This is a genomic window from Cupriavidus sp. F041 (genome assembly GCF_057814235.1).
In genome coordinates this window covers 514,951-529,834 of sequence record NZ_JBVASY010000001.1, presented here as the reverse complement: position 1 = coordinate 529,834, position 14,884 = coordinate 514,951, and the positions used below count along the sequence as shown (strand labels likewise).

Annotated in this window: 11 protein-coding genes; 2 read left to right on the top strand and 9 right to left on the bottom strand. The window is 65.1% G+C overall.

The window, feature by feature from the left end; genetic code table 11:
- Nucleotides 1–11: 11 nt before the first annotated feature.
- The 6 genes from ACZY0R_RS02420 to ACZY0R_RS02395 form a co-directional block, all read right to left on the bottom strand.
- Nucleotides 12–2,804 (bottom strand): molybdopterin-dependent oxidoreductase, encoded by a 2,793-nt coding sequence (locus ACZY0R_RS02420; protein WP_488856962.1) that lies wholly within the window; start codon nt 2,802–2,804, stop codon nt 12–14.
- A 73-nt stretch (nt 2,805–2,877) separates the two neighbouring features.
- Nucleotides 2,878–4,107 (bottom strand): NAD(P)/FAD-dependent oxidoreductase, encoded by a 1,230-nt coding sequence (locus tag ACZY0R_RS02415; RefSeq protein ID WP_488856961.1) that lies wholly within the window; start codon nt 4,105–4,107, stop codon nt 2,878–2,880.
- The gene (gene nirD / locus ACZY0R_RS02410; RefSeq protein WP_045236818.1) at nt 4,104–4,475 is read right to left on the bottom strand and encodes a nitrite reductase small subunit NirD; all 372 of its coding nucleotides are present in this window, start codon (nt 4,473–4,475) and stop codon (nt 4,104–4,106) included. Before nirD ends, ACZY0R_RS02415 begins: the two co-directional genes overlap by 4 nt.
- Before the next feature lie 45 nt (nt 4,476–4,520).
- A complete protein-coding gene (nirB, locus tag ACZY0R_RS02405; protein WP_488856960.1) occupies nt 4,521–7,070 on the bottom strand; it encodes a nitrite reductase large subunit NirB in 2,550 nt (849 codons plus the stop codon).
- Nucleotides 7,071–7,138: 68 nt separating this feature from the next.
- Complete coding sequence (locus ACZY0R_RS02400; RefSeq protein ID WP_276287139.1) at nt 7,139–8,458, bottom strand: MFS transporter; 1,320 nt, start codon at nt 8,456–8,458, stop codon at nt 7,139–7,141.
- A 459-nt stretch (nt 8,459–8,917) separates the two neighbouring features.
- Nucleotides 8,918–9,316 carry a VOC family protein gene (locus ACZY0R_RS02395; RefSeq protein ID WP_488856959.1) on the bottom strand — a complete coding sequence of 133 codons (399 nt, stop codon included), beginning with the start codon at nt 9,314–9,316 and terminating at the stop codon, nt 8,918–8,920.
- A gap of 161 nt (nt 9,317–9,477) precedes the next feature.
- Here ACZY0R_RS02395 and ACZY0R_RS02390 point away from each other — a divergent pair, with 161 nt between their 5' ends.
- Nucleotides 9,478–10,002, top strand: coding sequence for an AAA family ATPase (locus ACZY0R_RS02390; RefSeq protein WP_488856958.1), 525 nt, complete (start codon nt 9,478–9,480; stop codon nt 10,000–10,002).
- Nucleotides 10,003–10,243: 241 nt separating this feature from the next.
- Here ACZY0R_RS02390 and ACZY0R_RS02385 read toward each other — a convergent pair whose 3' ends face one another.
- Together ACZY0R_RS02385 and ACZY0R_RS02380 are read right to left on the bottom strand one after the other, a co-directional pair.
- On the bottom strand, nt 10,244–10,651 hold the full coding sequence (locus tag ACZY0R_RS02385; RefSeq protein WP_488856957.1) for a PPC domain-containing DNA-binding protein: 408 nt from the start codon (nt 10,649–10,651) through the stop codon (nt 10,244–10,246).
- A 295-nt stretch (nt 10,652–10,946) separates the two neighbouring features.
- The gene (locus ACZY0R_RS02380) at nt 10,947–12,368 is read right to left on the bottom strand and encodes an aldehyde dehydrogenase family protein (protein ID WP_488856956.1); all 1,422 of its coding nucleotides are present in this window, start codon (nt 12,366–12,368) and stop codon (nt 10,947–10,949) included.
- A gap of 100 nt (nt 12,369–12,468) precedes the next feature.
- Here ACZY0R_RS02380 and ACZY0R_RS02375 point away from each other — a divergent pair, with 100 nt between their 5' ends.
- Entirely contained in the window at nt 12,469–13,392 is a 924-nt protein-coding gene (locus ACZY0R_RS02375; protein WP_488856955.1) for a LysR family transcriptional regulator, read from the top strand.
- Between the two features lie 558 nt (nt 13,393–13,950).
- Here the strand turns inward: ACZY0R_RS02375 and ACZY0R_RS02370 are convergent.
- On the bottom strand, nt 13,951–14,571 hold the full coding sequence (locus ACZY0R_RS02370; protein WP_488856954.1) for a dienelactone hydrolase family protein: 621 nt from the start codon (nt 14,569–14,571) through the stop codon (nt 13,951–13,953).
- Between the last annotated feature and the right edge of the window lie 313 nt (nt 14,572–14,884).

Sequence of the window (14,884 nt, the reverse complement as noted above, 5' to 3'; positions counted from 1 at the left end):
TGAAGCCTCCATCAAGCCACTTCCGCCACCCGTATCTCCGCCAGCAGCTTCTTCAGCTCCGGCACGCAAGACCCGCAATTGCCGCCCGCCTTCACACAGGCGGTGACTTCGGCCGGCGTCTTCAGGTCGTGCTTGCGCACCGCGTCGCAGATGGTGTTGCGCCCCACGCCGAAGCAGGAGCACACAGTAGGGCCGGCGTCGGCGCCTTTTTCCATCGGCTGGCCCAGCAGCAGGCCGATGCGATCGGTGTCTTCCAGGCGGTCCTTGGCGAACAGCGTGGACAGCCACGCGCGCGAGGGCAGTTCGGGGCGCGTGCACACATAGATGCAGGCCTGGAGTCGGTCGTCGACCACATGGCCGGCATGGTAGACGCCGGCAGTGCGGTCTTCGTACTCGATCCAGTCCGCATTGGGGTCGTCGATGCCAAGCAACCGGCGGGCCCACGCGGCGCGGTCGGCGATACTCTCGCGGCCGGCAAACTCGTAGCGCTGGAACTGGCGGCCCTGGATGCGCGTCCAGTAGGTCAGTGCGTCCGCGTGGAGGTCCTCGCGGCTCAACACGAAGCCATGCCACGACACGCGGAACTCTTCCACGCGCACCGGCGTGTGCTTGAACTCGGGCTCGCCCGAGACCGGGTCCACCACCGGATTGACCAGCGCGCCTACGCGCGCATCGGAGCTGAACTGGCCGTTCCAGTGGATCGGCACGAATACGCTGCCGCGCGCAATGCCGCCGCTGTGCTGCACCCGCGCCACCATGGCGCCCCAGCGCGTGGTCACGCGAGCCAGCTTGCCTTCGCTGACGCCGCATAGCAGGGCGTCCTGCGGGTGCATGTCGACGAAGGGCTCGGCGATGTGGTCGGCCAGCTTTGGCGATTTCCCTGTGCGGGTCATGGTGTGCCACTGGTCGCGTACGCGGCCCGTGTTGAGCACCAGCGGGAACTCGTCGTCGGTGGCGTGGAACGGCGCGCGCGGCGCGGTGGCGATAAAGCGGGCGCGGCCATCGGGATGGGCGAAACGGCCGTCGGTGAACAGCCGGGCAGTGCCGCCGGACGCGTTGGCGAAGCTCCCGGACGGCGCGGCCATCACCGGCCATTGCACCGGCGGGAGCGCGTCGAATTGCTGCTGGCTCATGCCAGCCAGCCCGGCGAGGTCGAACAGGCGTGGCGCGTGGGCCTGATCGCCGCTGCCCGCGTTCCGGTACGCGCTCAGTCGCGCGTGCTCGTCGAATATCTCGTGCGGTCCGGCAAAGCGGAATCCCTCAAAGCCCATGCGCGAGGCCACGTCGCACAGGATCCGCCAGTCGGCGCGGGCCTCGCCGGGCGCCGGCAGGAAGGCGCGCTGGCGCGAGATGCGGCGCTCGGAACTGGTGACGGTGCCGTCCTTCTCGCCCCAGCCCAGCGCCGGCAGCAGGACGTGCGCGGCGTCGTTGGTATCCGTGCGCAGCATGATGTCGGAGCTGACCACCAGTTGGCATCGGGCCAGCGCGCGGCGGGCCTGGTCGGCATCGGGCAGGCTGACGACCGGGTTGGTGGCGATCACCCACACGGCCTTGACGCGGCCTTGCTCGATGGCTTCGAACAGCTCCACCGCCTTCAGGCCAGGCTTGTCCGCGATGGCGGGCGAGCCCCAGAACGATTGCACGATCTCGCGGTGCAGCGGGTCGGCCAGCTCCATGTGCGCGGCCAGCATATTGGCCAGGCCGCCGACTTCCCGGCCGCCCATCGCGTTGGGCTGCCCCGTCAGCGAGAAGGGGCCCATGCCCGGCTTGCCCAGCCGGCCAGTGGCCAGGTGGCAGTTGATGATGCTGTTGACCTTGTCGGTGCCTGCCGACGATTGGTTCACGCCTTGGGAGAAGCCGGTCACCACCTTCGGCGTGGCCGCGAACAGCGCATAGAAACCACGCAGGGCTTCGGGGTCCAGCTTGCAGGCCTTGGCCACCTTGGCGACATCGGTGCAATCCGGGCCAGCCGCGGCCAGCGCGGCGTCCAGGCCGCTGGTATGGGCATCGATGAACGTCTGGTCCAGCGCGCCGTGCTGCGCCAGGTAGTGCAGCAGGCCATTGAACAGCCACACATCGGTGCCCGGCTTGACCGGCAGGTGCAGGTCGGCCAGCTCGCACGTTGCGGTGCGGCGCGGGTCGATCACCACCAGCTTCATCCCGGGGCGGGCTTCCTTGGCTTTCAACAGCCGCTGGAACAGGATCGGGTGGCACCACGCGGTGTTGGAGCCGACCAGTACCACCAGGTCGGCCAGTTCCAGGTCTTCGTAGTTGCCCGGCACCAGGTCCTCGCCAAAGGCGCGCTTGTGCCCGGCCACCGCCGACGACATGCACAGCCGCGAGTTGGTGTCGATATTGGCGCTGCCGATAAAGCCCTTCATCAGCTTGTTGGCGACGTAGTAGTCCTCGGTCAGCAACTGGCCGGAGACGTAGAGCGCCACGGCATCGGGGCCGTGCTCGGCGATGATGTCCTTGAAGCCCTGGGCGACCTTGTCCAGCGCGTGGTCCCAGGACACTTGCTGCAAGGCGCCGTCGGCACCGCGTACTTGCGGGTGCAGCAAGCGGCCTTCCAGGCCAACGGTTTCCGCCAGTGCCGAGCCCTTCACGCACAGGCGGCCCTGGTTGGAGCCGTGGCTGGCGTCGCCGGCCACCTCCACGCTGCCGTCGGCATGGCGGGTGGCGCGCACGCCGCAGCCCACGCCGCAATACGGGCAGGTGGTATCGGTGACGGTGACTGAGGCGTCGGCGGACAGCAGGGCGGGCGAACCGGTTGAGAGGATGACGGGGATATCGGACAGGTTCACGTTAGCGCTCGTTGCTGGCGGTCAATCGGAGACTGGATTGTTCAAGCGTTGAATCGTTCAAGCGTTAAATCGGTCAGGCTGCCATGGCCTCGCACTGCGCCTTGCCGAACAGCAGCCGCTGGCGCATGGCGCCCACCGGGGCGCCGCTCTGGATCAGGTCGAAGTACCAGGGGCCGTCCTGCACGTCGCCGTACAGTACCGCCCCGACCAGCCGCCCGCCTTGCAGCACCAGCCGTTTGTACATACCGCGGCGCGGATCGCGCATGACGAGATCCTCGCTGCCTTCGCCGCCGATGAAGTCGCCGGCGGAGTAAAGATCCACGCCAGTCACTTTGAGCTTGGTGGCCGTGGCCTGCTGCACATAGCGGCGATGCCCGGCGCCGGCCAGGTGCGCGGCGGCCACGCGCGCCTGTTCCCAGATCGGCGCGACCAGCCCGAATGTGGCCTGCCGGTGCTGCACGCATTCGCCTACGGCGTACACGCGCGGATCGAAGGTCTGCAAGGTGTCGTCCACCACGATGGCGCGCTCGCAGCGCAACCCGGCCTGCAGGGCCAGTTCGATATTGGGGCGTACGCCGGCGGTCATCACCACCAGGTCGGCGGGGATCTGGGTACCATCCTTAAAGGATACGCCGGTCACGCGGTCTTCCCCAAGGATGCCGCTGGTATTGGCATTGAGCAGGAAGCGCAGGCCCTTGCGCTCAAGCGCCTGCTTGAGCAACGCGGCGGCGGGCTTGTCGAGCTGGCGCTCCATCAAGCTGTCGGCCACGTGCACTACGCTGACCTCCATGCCCTGGCGCATCAGGCCGTTGGCGGCTTCCAGGCCGAGCAGGCCGCCGCCGATCACCACGGCGTGGCGATGGTTGCGGGCCGCCGCCAGCATGGTTTCCACGTCCTGGATGTCGCGAAAGGCGATGACGCCGTCGAGCTGGTGGCCCGGCACGGGGATGATGAACGGCTTGGAGCCGGTCGCCAGCAGCAGGCGGTCGTAGCCCACTTCCCGCCCGGACTGCGAGCGCACCAGCCGGCGGCGGCGGTCGATCGCCACCACCGGATCGCCCGCCAGCAGTTCGATACCGTTCTGTTCGTACCAGTCGCGGGTGTTGAGCATGATGTCCGCGACCGTCTTCTCGCCCGCCAGCACCGGCGAGAGCAGGATGCGGTTGTAGTTGCCGTGCGGCTCGGCGCCGAACACGGTGATGTCATAGAGGTCGGGCGCGAGCTTGAGCAACTCCTCGACCGTACGCATGCCGGCCATGCCGTTGCCGACCACCACCAGGCGGGGTTTGGGGGGCGTGGTCATGCGGCCACCCAGACTTTGCCGTCATAGACGCGGGCCGGATACGCCGCGATGGAGTGCTCGGGCGCTTCCAGGCATTCGCCGGTCTGCAGATCGAAGTGATGCTTGTAGATCGGCGACGCCACCACGATGCGCTCGCCCAGGCTGCCCACCAGGCCGCGCGACAGCACGGCGGCGTTGGAATTGGGATCGTAATTGGAGATGGCGAACACCTGGTCGCCGTTGCCGCCCTGATCGTCGCTGTGGCCGGGGCCGACCCGGAACACGGCGATCTGTGCCTTGTCCACCAGTGCGCACACGCCGGTATTGGGCACGATGTCGCGCAGGCTGCAAACGGCGGTCCAGGCTTCGGTATGGTGGGTGTGGCTCATGATGTCTTCCTTGGGCGTTGGCGCGAGATGTTGGGTCGGGACGGTTCAGGCTGCCTTGACGATCACGGGGATCTGCTCAAGCCGGGATTTACGCAAGTTCCGTTCCTCCGGCGTGGCCGGGCGGATCTGGCCGCGCTCCTCCATAAAGACCAGGTTGTCGTCGCGCATGTCGCTGTTGACGAAGTGGCGGAAGCGCTTGCGGGTTTCCGGGTTGGTCACGGCGGCCTTCCATTCGTCTTCGTAGGTGTCCACCACATGCTGCATCTGCGCTTCCAGTTCGGCGCCGATGCCCAGGCTGTCTTCCAGCACCACGGCCTTGAGGTAGTCCAGGCCGCCTTCGAGGTTGTCGCGCCACACGCTGGTGCGTTGCAGGCGGTCGGCGGTGCGCACGTAGAACATCAGGAAGCGGTCCACATAGCGCAGCAAGGTTTCGCGGTCCAGGTCGCTGGCCAGCAGTTCGGCGTGGCGGGGCTTCATGCCGCCGTTGCCGCACACGTACAGGTTCCAGCCGCGTTCGGTGGCGATGATGCCCACGTCCTTGCCCTGGGCTTCGGCGCACTCGCGGGTGCAGCCGGAAACACCAAACTTGATCTTGTGGGGCGCGCGCAGGCCCTTGTAGCGGTTTTCGATCTCGACGGCCAGGCCGACCGAGTCGTCCACGCCGTAACGGCACCAGGTGGAGCCCACGCACGATTTCACGGTGCGCAGGGACTTGCCGTAGGCATGGCCGGACTCGAAGCCGGCGGCGATCAGTTCTTCCCAGATCATCGGCAGTTCTTCCACGCGGGCGCCGAACATATCGACCCGGGCGCCGCCCGTGATCTTGGTGTAGAGGCCGTACTTCTTGGCTACTTGGCCCACCGCGATCAGGCCGTCGGGCGTGACTTCGCCGCCCGGCATGCGCGGCACCACGGAGTAGGTGCCGTCCTTCTGGATATTGCCCAGGAAGTAATCGTTCGAGTCCTGCAGGCTGGCGTGCTCTTCCTTGAGCACGAACTCGTTCCAGCAGGAGGCGAGGATGCTCGCCACGGTCGGCTTGCAGACGTCGCAGCCCAGGCCCTTGCCATGCGCCGCCAGCAGATCGCCAAAGGTCTTGAAGCCGCCCACGCGGACCAGGTGGTAAAGCTCCTGGCGCGAGTAGGCGAAGTGTTCGCACAGGTGGTTGTTGACCGCCAGGCCTTGCTTCTTCATCTCGGCCTTCATCACCTGCGTGACCAGCGGTACGCAGCCGCCGCAGGTGCTGCCGGCCTTGGTGCAGCGCTTCAGCTCGCCGATGGTGGTGGCGCCATCGCAGACCGCAGCGCAGATATCGCCCTTGGAAACGTTGTTGCACGAGCAGATCTGCGCGGACTCCGGCAGCGCGTCGGCGCCCAGACCTGGCTTGGCCTGGCCATCGGAGGACGGCAGGATCAGGAATTCCGGCGACTCGGGCAACTCGATCTTGTTGAGCATCATCTGCAGCAGGGTGCCGTATTCCTCGGCATCGCCGACCAGCACGCCGCCCAGCAGGTACTTGCCGCATTCGGACACCACCAGCTTCTTGTAGACCTGCTTGCGCTCGTCGGTGAACTGGTAGGAACGGCTGCCGGGTGCGTTGCCGTGCGGGTCGCCCAGGCTGGCCACGTCCACGCCCATCAGCTTGAGCTTGGTGCTCATGTCGGCGCCGGCGAACTCGGCCTGGTGGCCCAGCAGGTGCTTGGCGGCCACGCGGGCCATTTCATAGCCGGGTGCGACCAGGCCGTAGATCTTGCCGTCCCACAGCGCGCATTCGCCGATGGCGTAGACGTCGGGGTCTGAGGTCAGGCACTGGTTGTCCACCGTGATGCCGCCGCGCTCGCCAATGGCCAGGCCGCTGGCGCGGGCCAGTTCGTCGCGCGGGCGTATGCCGGCGGAGAACACGATCATGTCGGTGTCGAGGTGGCTGCCATCGGCAAAGTTCATGCGATGGGTGCCGTCTTCGCCGTCGACGATTTCCACGGTGTTCTTGCGGGTGTGCGCGGTGACGCCGAGTTCTTCGATCTTCCGGCGCAGCATGGCGCCGCCGCCGTCGTCCACCTGTACCGCCATCAGGCGCGGGGCGAATTCCACCACATGGGTTTGCAGGCCCATGTCGCGCAGCGCCTTGGCGCATTCCAGACCCAGCAGGCCGCCGCCGATGACCACGCCGGTCTTCGAGCGCGCGCCGCACTCCTGCATGGCTTCCAGGTCTTCGATGGTGCGGTAGACGAAGCAATCCTTGCGGTCCTTGCCCGGCAGCGGCGGCACGAAGGGGTAGGAGCCGGTGGCGATGATCAGCTTGTCGTAGGACAGCGTCTCGCCGGTGGAAACCGTCACGGTCCTGGCGGCACGGTCAATGCCGGTGGCGCGGGCGTTCAGCCGCAGCAGCATATTGCTGCGCTCGAAGAAGCCGGCTTCCACCAGCGAGAGATCTTCAGCGGACTTGCCGGCGAAGAATTCGGAGAGATGCACGCGGTCATAGGCCGGGCGCGCTTCCTCGCACAGCACGGTGACTTCGATATCTTGCGAGCCTGCCTCGGCCAGGCATTCCAGGAATTTGTGGCCGACCATGCCGTGGCCGATGATGATCAGTTTCATGATGATTTCCTTGTTCTGTGAGGCCGCTGTGCTTGTGCTTTTTAGGAGAATCGTTGCGTCGGTACGGCTCAGGAGCCGGAGCCGGCGAGGGCGTTGTCGAACAGCGCCTGCTCGCTGGCCTTGTGCTCGGCCGAGAAGCGCACGGCGATGGCGCACAGGGCTGAGACGATGGCCACCGCGCCCAGCACGGTCAGCGTTTGCTGCAGGTTGCCCAGGCCTTTCATCAGGAAGCCCGCCGCCACTGCGCCCACATTGCCGCCGGCGCCGATGATCCCGGCCACGCCGCCGAGCGCCTTGCGGTCGATAAAGGGCACCAGCGCGTAGGTGGCGCCGCAGGCCATGTGGGTGAACAGGCCGAAGGCCAGCATGGCAACGATGGCCGCCGCGACGCTATGCGCCTGGGCGAACCACAGCAGGCCCAGGCCTTCGCCCAGGATCAGCGCGAACAGCAGCGTGGAGCGTGCGTCGAGGCCGCGGCGCAGCGCTGCCTTGTCCGACAGCCAGCCGCCAAGGGCGCGGGCGAACAGGGCGAGCAGGCCGAAGCTGGCCGCGGCCAGGCCGGCGCTGCTGAGCGACAGGCCGAAGCGATCCACGTAATAGGTGGCGGCCACGTTGTGGATGAAGATCTCCACGCCGAAGCAGGCGCCGTAGGTGATGAACAGCATCCACACGCGGTAGTTGGCGGCAGCGGCGACAAAGCTGGCCCAGCCGCCTTTCTTGCCGCTGTCGATGGCGATGCCGCGAGCGCGCAGGTCCTTGAAGTCGCCTTGCGGGCAGTCTTGCGTGAAGCGCCAGTAGACCACCGCCATGATCAGCATCAGCACGCCAGGCACCAGCAACGCCAGGCGCCAGCCCATGGTGTGGCTAACGCCCAGCATCAGGACGCCGCCCAGCAGCAGCGGCATCAGCGCCTGCGCGGCGCCGCCGCCGGCATTGCCCCAGCCAGCCGCAGCCGCGTTTGCGGTGCCCACCACGTTGGGGGCGAACATGACCGAGGTGTGGTACTGCGTGATGACGAAGCTGGCACCCACCGCGCCGATCAGCAGGCGGAAGAACAGGAAGGCTTCGTAGCTCTGCGCCATCGCCACGCCCAGCACGGGAATCGCGCCCAGCGCGAGCAGGCCGGTATAGGCGCGGCGGGGGCCGAAGCGGTCGCACAGCGGGCCGATGGCCAGGCGCACGAGGATGGTCACCGCGACTGCGGCGATATTGATATTGGCAATCTGGTCGGGGGTCAGGCCGAACTCGCCCTTGAGGACGGGCATCAGCGGTGCGCACGCGAACCACGCGAAGAAGCACACGAAGAACGCCATCCACGTCAGGTGGAAGGCACGCATCTGCGGGGTGCGCAGGCTTAGCAGTTCGATGCGGGTGGCTTTGCCGGTCATCATGGCTCCATAAAAACAAATGGCGTCCCGCGAGCCGGTCATAAGACCGGATCAGGGGACGCCGTTGTCCTGGTGGCAGCGGTGAAGACCGCTGCCACCCTGTGTGGGGTGAGCGGGCCGCCGTTGGTCCGCTCGGGTCTTGTTACGCAAGCGGTGTGCCAGGGCGGTTTGTGATGGATGCAGGGGGTTTTGCGCTGCGAGGGCGCGTCAGGCGGGGACCGGATGCGCCGAGGTGGGGCGGGGCGGCACGGTCATGGTGCAGTGCAATGGGCGGGGCGGTGCGTGGGGATGGTGCAGGGGATGGGCGGCTTGAGGTCGTCCAGGCTCATTTCCGCGCTGGAGCGGTGCGGTGCGGCCCCTGCGCGGCGCGCAAAGGCTGAAACGATGTCCCGGTCGCCTGGCGATGCTTTACGCCATGTGCTGTTTCGGGCGCATCTCCTGCCTTTGCAGGCGCCGCTGTCAATTCGAGGCCGAATGACACACCGCCTCCACGCGATTGCCCGCCGGATCGAAGAGAAATGCTGCGTAGTATTCGCTATGGTAGTGAGGCCGGAGGCCCGGATCGCCATCCGAACGTCCCCCGGCAGCGATGCCTGCCGCGAAGAATTCGTCCATCTGTCGGCGGGACGCGGCCTTGAAGCACCAGTGCCGCTTGTTTACTTCGATCCGGCCCGGGTCCAGATAGACCGCAACGCACGTCGATACCGTATCGCCGGACGTGCAGCGCTCGCCGTAGGCAAGCGCATCAGGGCGGTCATAGACCTTCCTTGCCCCCAACGCTTGCATGACCGAGTCGTAGAACGGACGCGCTGCGGCCAGGTCGGGCACGCCTATCGAAACATGATCGAGAAGTTGCATTGATGTTTGCTCCAGTCAGTTCTCGGGCGGTTATTCTAGCCACACACCCGTGAATTGCCGGCAATCGCGATTTGAAGCGTCGCCAGTCGCGAATCCTCCTCGGTTATCCTGGTGCCCGTGAGCAGCCCCGGAAGTTTCAATGCCGAGAATGGAGGGATGCCATGCACCTCAATCCCGACCACTACTTGCAGACCGATGCTGACCGGGTGTTTACAGCCGAACGCAACGCTGCGGCCTGGGAGCAGTTGTATGTGGATTTGTCCACGGCGATCAAAGGCCGCCCGCGACGGATCGTCATGGTCGTAGGTGTGCAGGGGGCGGGGAAGTCTACGTGGACGAACAAATGCCTCTCCGAGCCCGACGATACTATCTACGTCGATTCAACATTCGCAACTGCTACCCGCCGCTCACGAGTCATTGAGATTGCCAAAAAGGCTGGGATTCCGGTCTCTGCAGTGTGGGTAAAAGTTTCGTTAGAATCCGCGCTACGACGGAACAAGGCTCGTCCTGCCGATGAGGTCGTCCCTGATGAGGCAGTGGAGAACGTCTTCAGGATCTTCGAGCCGCCATCGTTCTCGGAAGGGTTCCAGGAGGTGATTGTCGTTGACAACGATTCTGGTACGGTTCAGCGGGCCAGTACCTCGTTGTCTGACTGGCTGCAGAATGTCCACTTTCTGGAGAACTGATTGTCTCTTGTGGTAGTGAGCTGCCGCTGGATCGGACGGCTGCAACCGGCCACGAGGCGTCATTCGTCCATCGGCGCGACCGGACATTCGTGCGTCCGCTTCGCTTTCGAAGCGGCCGCTCGGCTGGTAACGCTGGACGTCGCGTCATCTGCCGAAACGGCCGTCCGTCTCGAAACAGCGAACGGCAGTGACGGGTCGAAAGGCCTCATTCATCCACGCTGCCCGGGTGTATGCGTCGAGGCTACTCCAGGGGCGGTTCATTTCGTATTACCAGTTCCATGAACCCTGAACTTAGGTCGTACTCCCGAGAGAAGCGATGTTCGGGAAGAAGCGCCAGCAATATCTCCGCGGTTGTACGGACCGTGCAGCCGCGTGCCACATGACCACCGAACACTCGACCGCGCGGGTCGGCAACCGACATGTGTAGGTGCGCTCCATCAGATGATAGGGACCCGGCGAGCGTCAGTATTTCCAGATTGCCACGCAGCTCGGTAGGATCGTCGTCCCCGGAAAATCGCAATTGGGCAACGCTCAGGCTCCCGATGCCCTGGATTACGAAGGCCGCACGCAACTTGAGCTGACGCAACTCGTCTTCGAGTGCGACACGCAGATCGTCGCCGGGAGAGAGGCGCAGAGGATGTGCTTGCATCGCGCGGTTCCAGGTTGGGGGCTCCGTGACAGGTTAAGGCGAATTGAGATCGATAGCAATTGAGCGCCAGCTCTCGCGCATAATCGGCGTCGTAGGGGCGACAATCGGGAAACTGCGGAGGTTCGGCAACGGGGGGCCGGGTCCGGCCATCTTCAGACGTTGGCCCATAGTTGAGCAGAGCCATTCGAACGACAGCTCCACCAGACAACGGCCTTTCGTCCTCCGGTACTCATAAACGTTGGAAGTCCTCCTTGCTGCCCGGCGAGTCGCTTCAACGAGCGCTTGGGTTGCGCGATCACGAAACAGTGAGAACGGCCTTCGGCTCGAGAAAAGCCTCGAGCCCAAACGTGCCGTACTCGCGGCCGATACCAGATTGCTTGAAGCCGCCGAATGGCGCGGCCGGTTCGTGTGCCAGCGTGTTGACTAGTACTCGACCCGCTTCGATTCGCCGTGCGAGCGCGCGCGCACGCTGGTCATCCGCCGAAAACACGTAGGCTTGCAAGCCGTAGTTGGTGTCGTTGGCGATAGCGACCGCATCTTCAGTATCGCGGTACGCGATAATCGACAGCACAGGACCGAAGATCTCTTCGCGGGCAATCGCCATGTCGTTGGCCACATCGCTGAAGACGGTCGGACGCACGAACCATCCTGCGTCGATGCCATCTGGCCGGCCTTCGCCTCCCGCGATCAGACGCGCGCCTGAGTCGATGCCGATCCGGATATAGCGCTGCACGCGTTCCCACTGCTTCTGGCTGACCATTGGGCCGACAGTCGTCCGCGGATCGCGCGGATCGCCTGCTTGCGTGCGCGCAACTTCTTGCTGCACCCGCGCTTCGAATTCCGCGAGCCGCTGCTGCGGCACCAGAATACGCGTGCCCGCGATGCACGCCTGGCCGCTATTCATGAAGCCGGCCTGAATTGCGAGCGGCACCACCTCGTCGAAATTCGCGTCGTCGAGCACGAGCACCGGCGACTTGCCGCCAAGTTCGAGCGTGACGCGCTTCAACGTCTCCGCACCCGCGCGCAGAATCGTCTTGCCGACCGCGGTCGAACCGGTGAACGACAGCTTTGCGACATCCGGATGCGAACTGATCTGCGCGCCGACCGTTTCGCCGCGTCCCGTCACGATGTTGAACACGCCCGGCGGCAAGCCGGCTTCGTGCAACGCTTCGGTGACGATGCGCGTCTGGATCGCGCTCATCTCGCTTGGCTTGATGACGGCCGTGCAACCCGCAGCCAACGCGGTGGCGAGCTTGCCGCAGATGAATCCCGCGTTGCTGTTCCATGGCGTAATCAGACCGGCGACACCTAGTGGCTGCATCACGACCTCGGCAATACCCGCGCGACGCGTGAACGCATAGTCCTGCAGCACCTTCGCCGCTTCGAGCAGCACATTGCTGGCATGCTGCGCCATCCAGCGGCCGCGCGATACGGGCGCTCCATATTCCTCCGTGATCGCCTCGTACAGTTCGTCCTCTTTGGCGACAACGGCTTGGTGCATGCGCTTGAGCATGTCGATGCGCTCGCGCTTGCTGGTGCGGGAAAACGCGGGAAACGCGCGCTTTGCGGCGGCGATCGCGTCGCGCGCGTCCTGCGCATCGGCGAGACGCGCGCGGCCGATTACCTGCTCGGTCGCCGGATTGAAGAGGTTGAACAGTTCGTCGCCGTGCGGTGTAACGAACGCGCCGTCGATATAGATTTTGTCGATGATCTGCATGGCTGCTCCCAGAAAGCGTTCCAGACGACGTAAGATAGATCCGAAGCATTGCGCTGACTAGTCGTACAATACGGCATGTGTCGTTGAAAAAATTGGGACAATGAAGATGTCGGGCTTGGGCGAACTGGAGGCGGTGCTGGCCGTCGCGCGTCATCGCAGCTTTCGCGCGGCCGCGACGGATCTAGGCATGTCGACGTCTGCGCTCAGTCATGCCGTGGCGGCGCTCGAAGCGCGTATCGGCGTACGGCTCTTCAATCGCACGACGCGCAGCGTGTCGTTGTCGGAAGCCGGCGCGCAGTTCGTCGACAGCGTCGCGCCTGCACTCTCCACGATCCGCGTCGCGATCGAACAGGCCGGCAGCTTCCGCGACACGCCGTCGGGCACGCTGCGCATCAATGCGTCAACCGGCGCGGCCAGGCAGGTGATGCCGCTCTTCATCGAATTCCTGCAGCGCTATCCGGAGATGAAGCTCGATCTGGTCACCGAAGGGCGCCTGATCGATATAGTTGCCGAAGGCTTCGATGCCGGCATTCGGCTGACTGAAACGGTGCCGCAGGAAATGATCGCGGTGCCGTTCGGAGACAGGCAGCGCTTTGCCGTGGTCGGCAGTCCAGCCTATTTTGCGCAGCAAAAGCCGCCGCGCACGCCCGCCGATCTGAACGCACACCGCTGCATCCGCTCACGCATGCCGAGCGGTGCGATATATCAGTGGGAGTTCGAGCGGCACGGCGAAACGTTGCGTATCGATGGCAAAGGCGCGCTGACGCTCGACGAGCCGGGCCTGATGCTGGCGGCGGCGCGTGCCGGGATCGGTCTTGCGTATCTGACCGAATGGAACGTCGCCGCGGATCTGGAAGCTGGCACGCTGGTTCGTGTGCTGGACGATTGGACGCCCCCGCTCGACGGCCTCTGCCTGTACTATCCGGGCCGCCGCCACGTGCCGGCCGGACTGCGTGCGCTGATCGACATAATCCGCGAACACACCGACGCGCGGCGGGCGCGCCATCAGCGCACGTCCGCATAGGGGACGGCGCCCGGCGCACGGACTTAGTGCGGCGTTACGAGGTACGGACGACCGATGCTCCCCCAAAGCTGCCGTTTACTTGATGAGACGGCGAACGGCAAATGTGGGTCGGGAAGAGCCATCCGCCACCGTGTCGGCCAACGGCGGCTCGTCGGCCTTTCCGATCGCTCGCGAAGGCCTGCCATCATTGCGACGTGGATGTCCGCTTCGGAAAACGCAGGGCCATCACTCCCGACCTACAACCCCGTCAGACAAATGAGGAGCGGAAGTTCGAGGTGTTGCGTCCAGGGCCCCATCTGCTTGCATCCGTCCAGAGATCATCTGGCTGTGACGTGGTTGACGATGATATCGAAATAGCTCAAGGACAGCCGCCCCGATACGTTCTGTGCGGGCAGCGAAGGAAGAGGCAGCAGGCCTGATGGCTACCCGCATGGAGCCATTCAGAGCGATGTCACGCTTGAACAGGGTGCTCAAAATTTCCGGTTCATCGTTGTGGGCGACGGCGTCGCCGACGGCGTCGCCCATCGGGCGTTCGCCTGCCCCGAAGCGGCAGTAGCCTCATCCGTTGCCAAGATAGCGCTGGAACCACTGTACTGCCAGCAGCGCTACTGCCTCCAGCGTGCCGGGCTCCTCGAACAAATGGGTGGCACCGGGCACGGTCACTATTTCCTTCTGACATGTGAGAAGGGCGAAAGCCGACTGATTCGGTTTGATGACGTTGGTATCGAGCTCGCCAACAATCAGCAAGGTGGGCGCAAGCAACGTTGCGAGGGCCTTGGCGCCGGCCATGTCGGGTCTGCCGCCTCGCGAAACGATCGCGTAGATCTGGATCGGTGACGCGGTCGCGGCACCGAAGTAGCCCAAGCGCAGCGGTGTGCCTTGCCGCGCCGCCACCCACTCCGTCGCTCGCACCAGGCGCGCAGCGAGTAGGTCGATGTCGAAGCGGGCGCCCCGCAGCCTGTCTTCCTGCGGCGAGAGTAAGTCCATCAGCAGCGTTCCGATGCCGCTTCGATTGAGTTCGGCGGCTACGTACTTGTTGCGCGGGCTGTGCCGGGAACTATGGCTGCCGTGCGCGAACAATACCAGGGAGTCCCCGCCTGGCGCCAGCATGAGCGTGCCCTGCAGATACACGCCACCGGCCGGGATCACAACGTCTGGTGCCTCAACGCGAGACCCCATGGCCTTATGTTCCATCGCACGGCGCTGCGATCTTCGTCGCCATGCATTCCCCCCTCACGATCCCTCTCCCACCATAGGAGTAATGAAGCCGCGAGGGGAAAGGGCTGACTGAAAGGAAGCGACTGCTACGGCCGCCAATTGCTTTGGCCAACGACACTTTTGAATTGAATCGATGCAGAGCGCCGCTGGGCCCGTTGCAGCCGCCCGCAAAGGCCAACGTCAGTGCGGCGCCCGAGGCAGTTTCAGGTGCCGCCGACCGCGCTTTGGTACAGTGGCCGCGCACAACCAGGCAGTGGCCTCCAGGCCGCAGGCA

Coding starts and splice junctions, on each gene's coding strand:
- ACZY0R_RS02375 (WP_488856955.1), top strand. CDS start 12,469: ATGAAGATGTCGGGCTTGGGCGAACTGGAGGCGGTGCTGGCCGTCGCG.
- ACZY0R_RS02400 (WP_276287139.1), bottom strand. CDS start 8,458: ATGACCGGCAAAGCCACCCGCATCGAACTGCTAAGCCTGCGCACCCCG.
- ACZY0R_RS02390 (WP_488856958.1), top strand. CDS start 9,478: ATGCACCTCAATCCCGACCACTACTTGCAGACCGATGCTGACCGGGTG.
- ACZY0R_RS02380 (WP_488856956.1), bottom strand. CDS start 12,368: ATGCAGATCATCGACAAAATCTATATCGACGGCGCGTTCGTTACACCG.
- nirB (WP_488856960.1), bottom strand. CDS start 7,070: ATGAAACTGATCATCATCGGCCACGGCATGGTCGGCCACAAATTCCTG.
- ACZY0R_RS02385 (WP_488856957.1), bottom strand. CDS start 10,651: ATGCAAGCACATCCTCTGCGCCTCTCTCCCGGCGACGATCTGCGTGTC.
- ACZY0R_RS02370 (WP_488856954.1), bottom strand. CDS start 14,571: ATGGGGTCTCGCGTTGAGGCACCAGACGTTGTGATCCCGGCCGGTGGC.
- nirD (WP_045236818.1), bottom strand. CDS start 4,475: ATGAGCCACACCCACCATACCGAAGCCTGGACCGCCGTTTGCAGCCTG.
- ACZY0R_RS02395 (WP_488856959.1), bottom strand. CDS start 9,316: ATGCAACTTCTCGATCATGTTTCGATAGGCGTGCCCGACCTGGCCGCA.
- ACZY0R_RS02415 (WP_488856961.1), bottom strand. CDS start 4,107: ATGACCACGCCCCCCAAACCCCGCCTGGTGGTGGTCGGCAACGGCATG.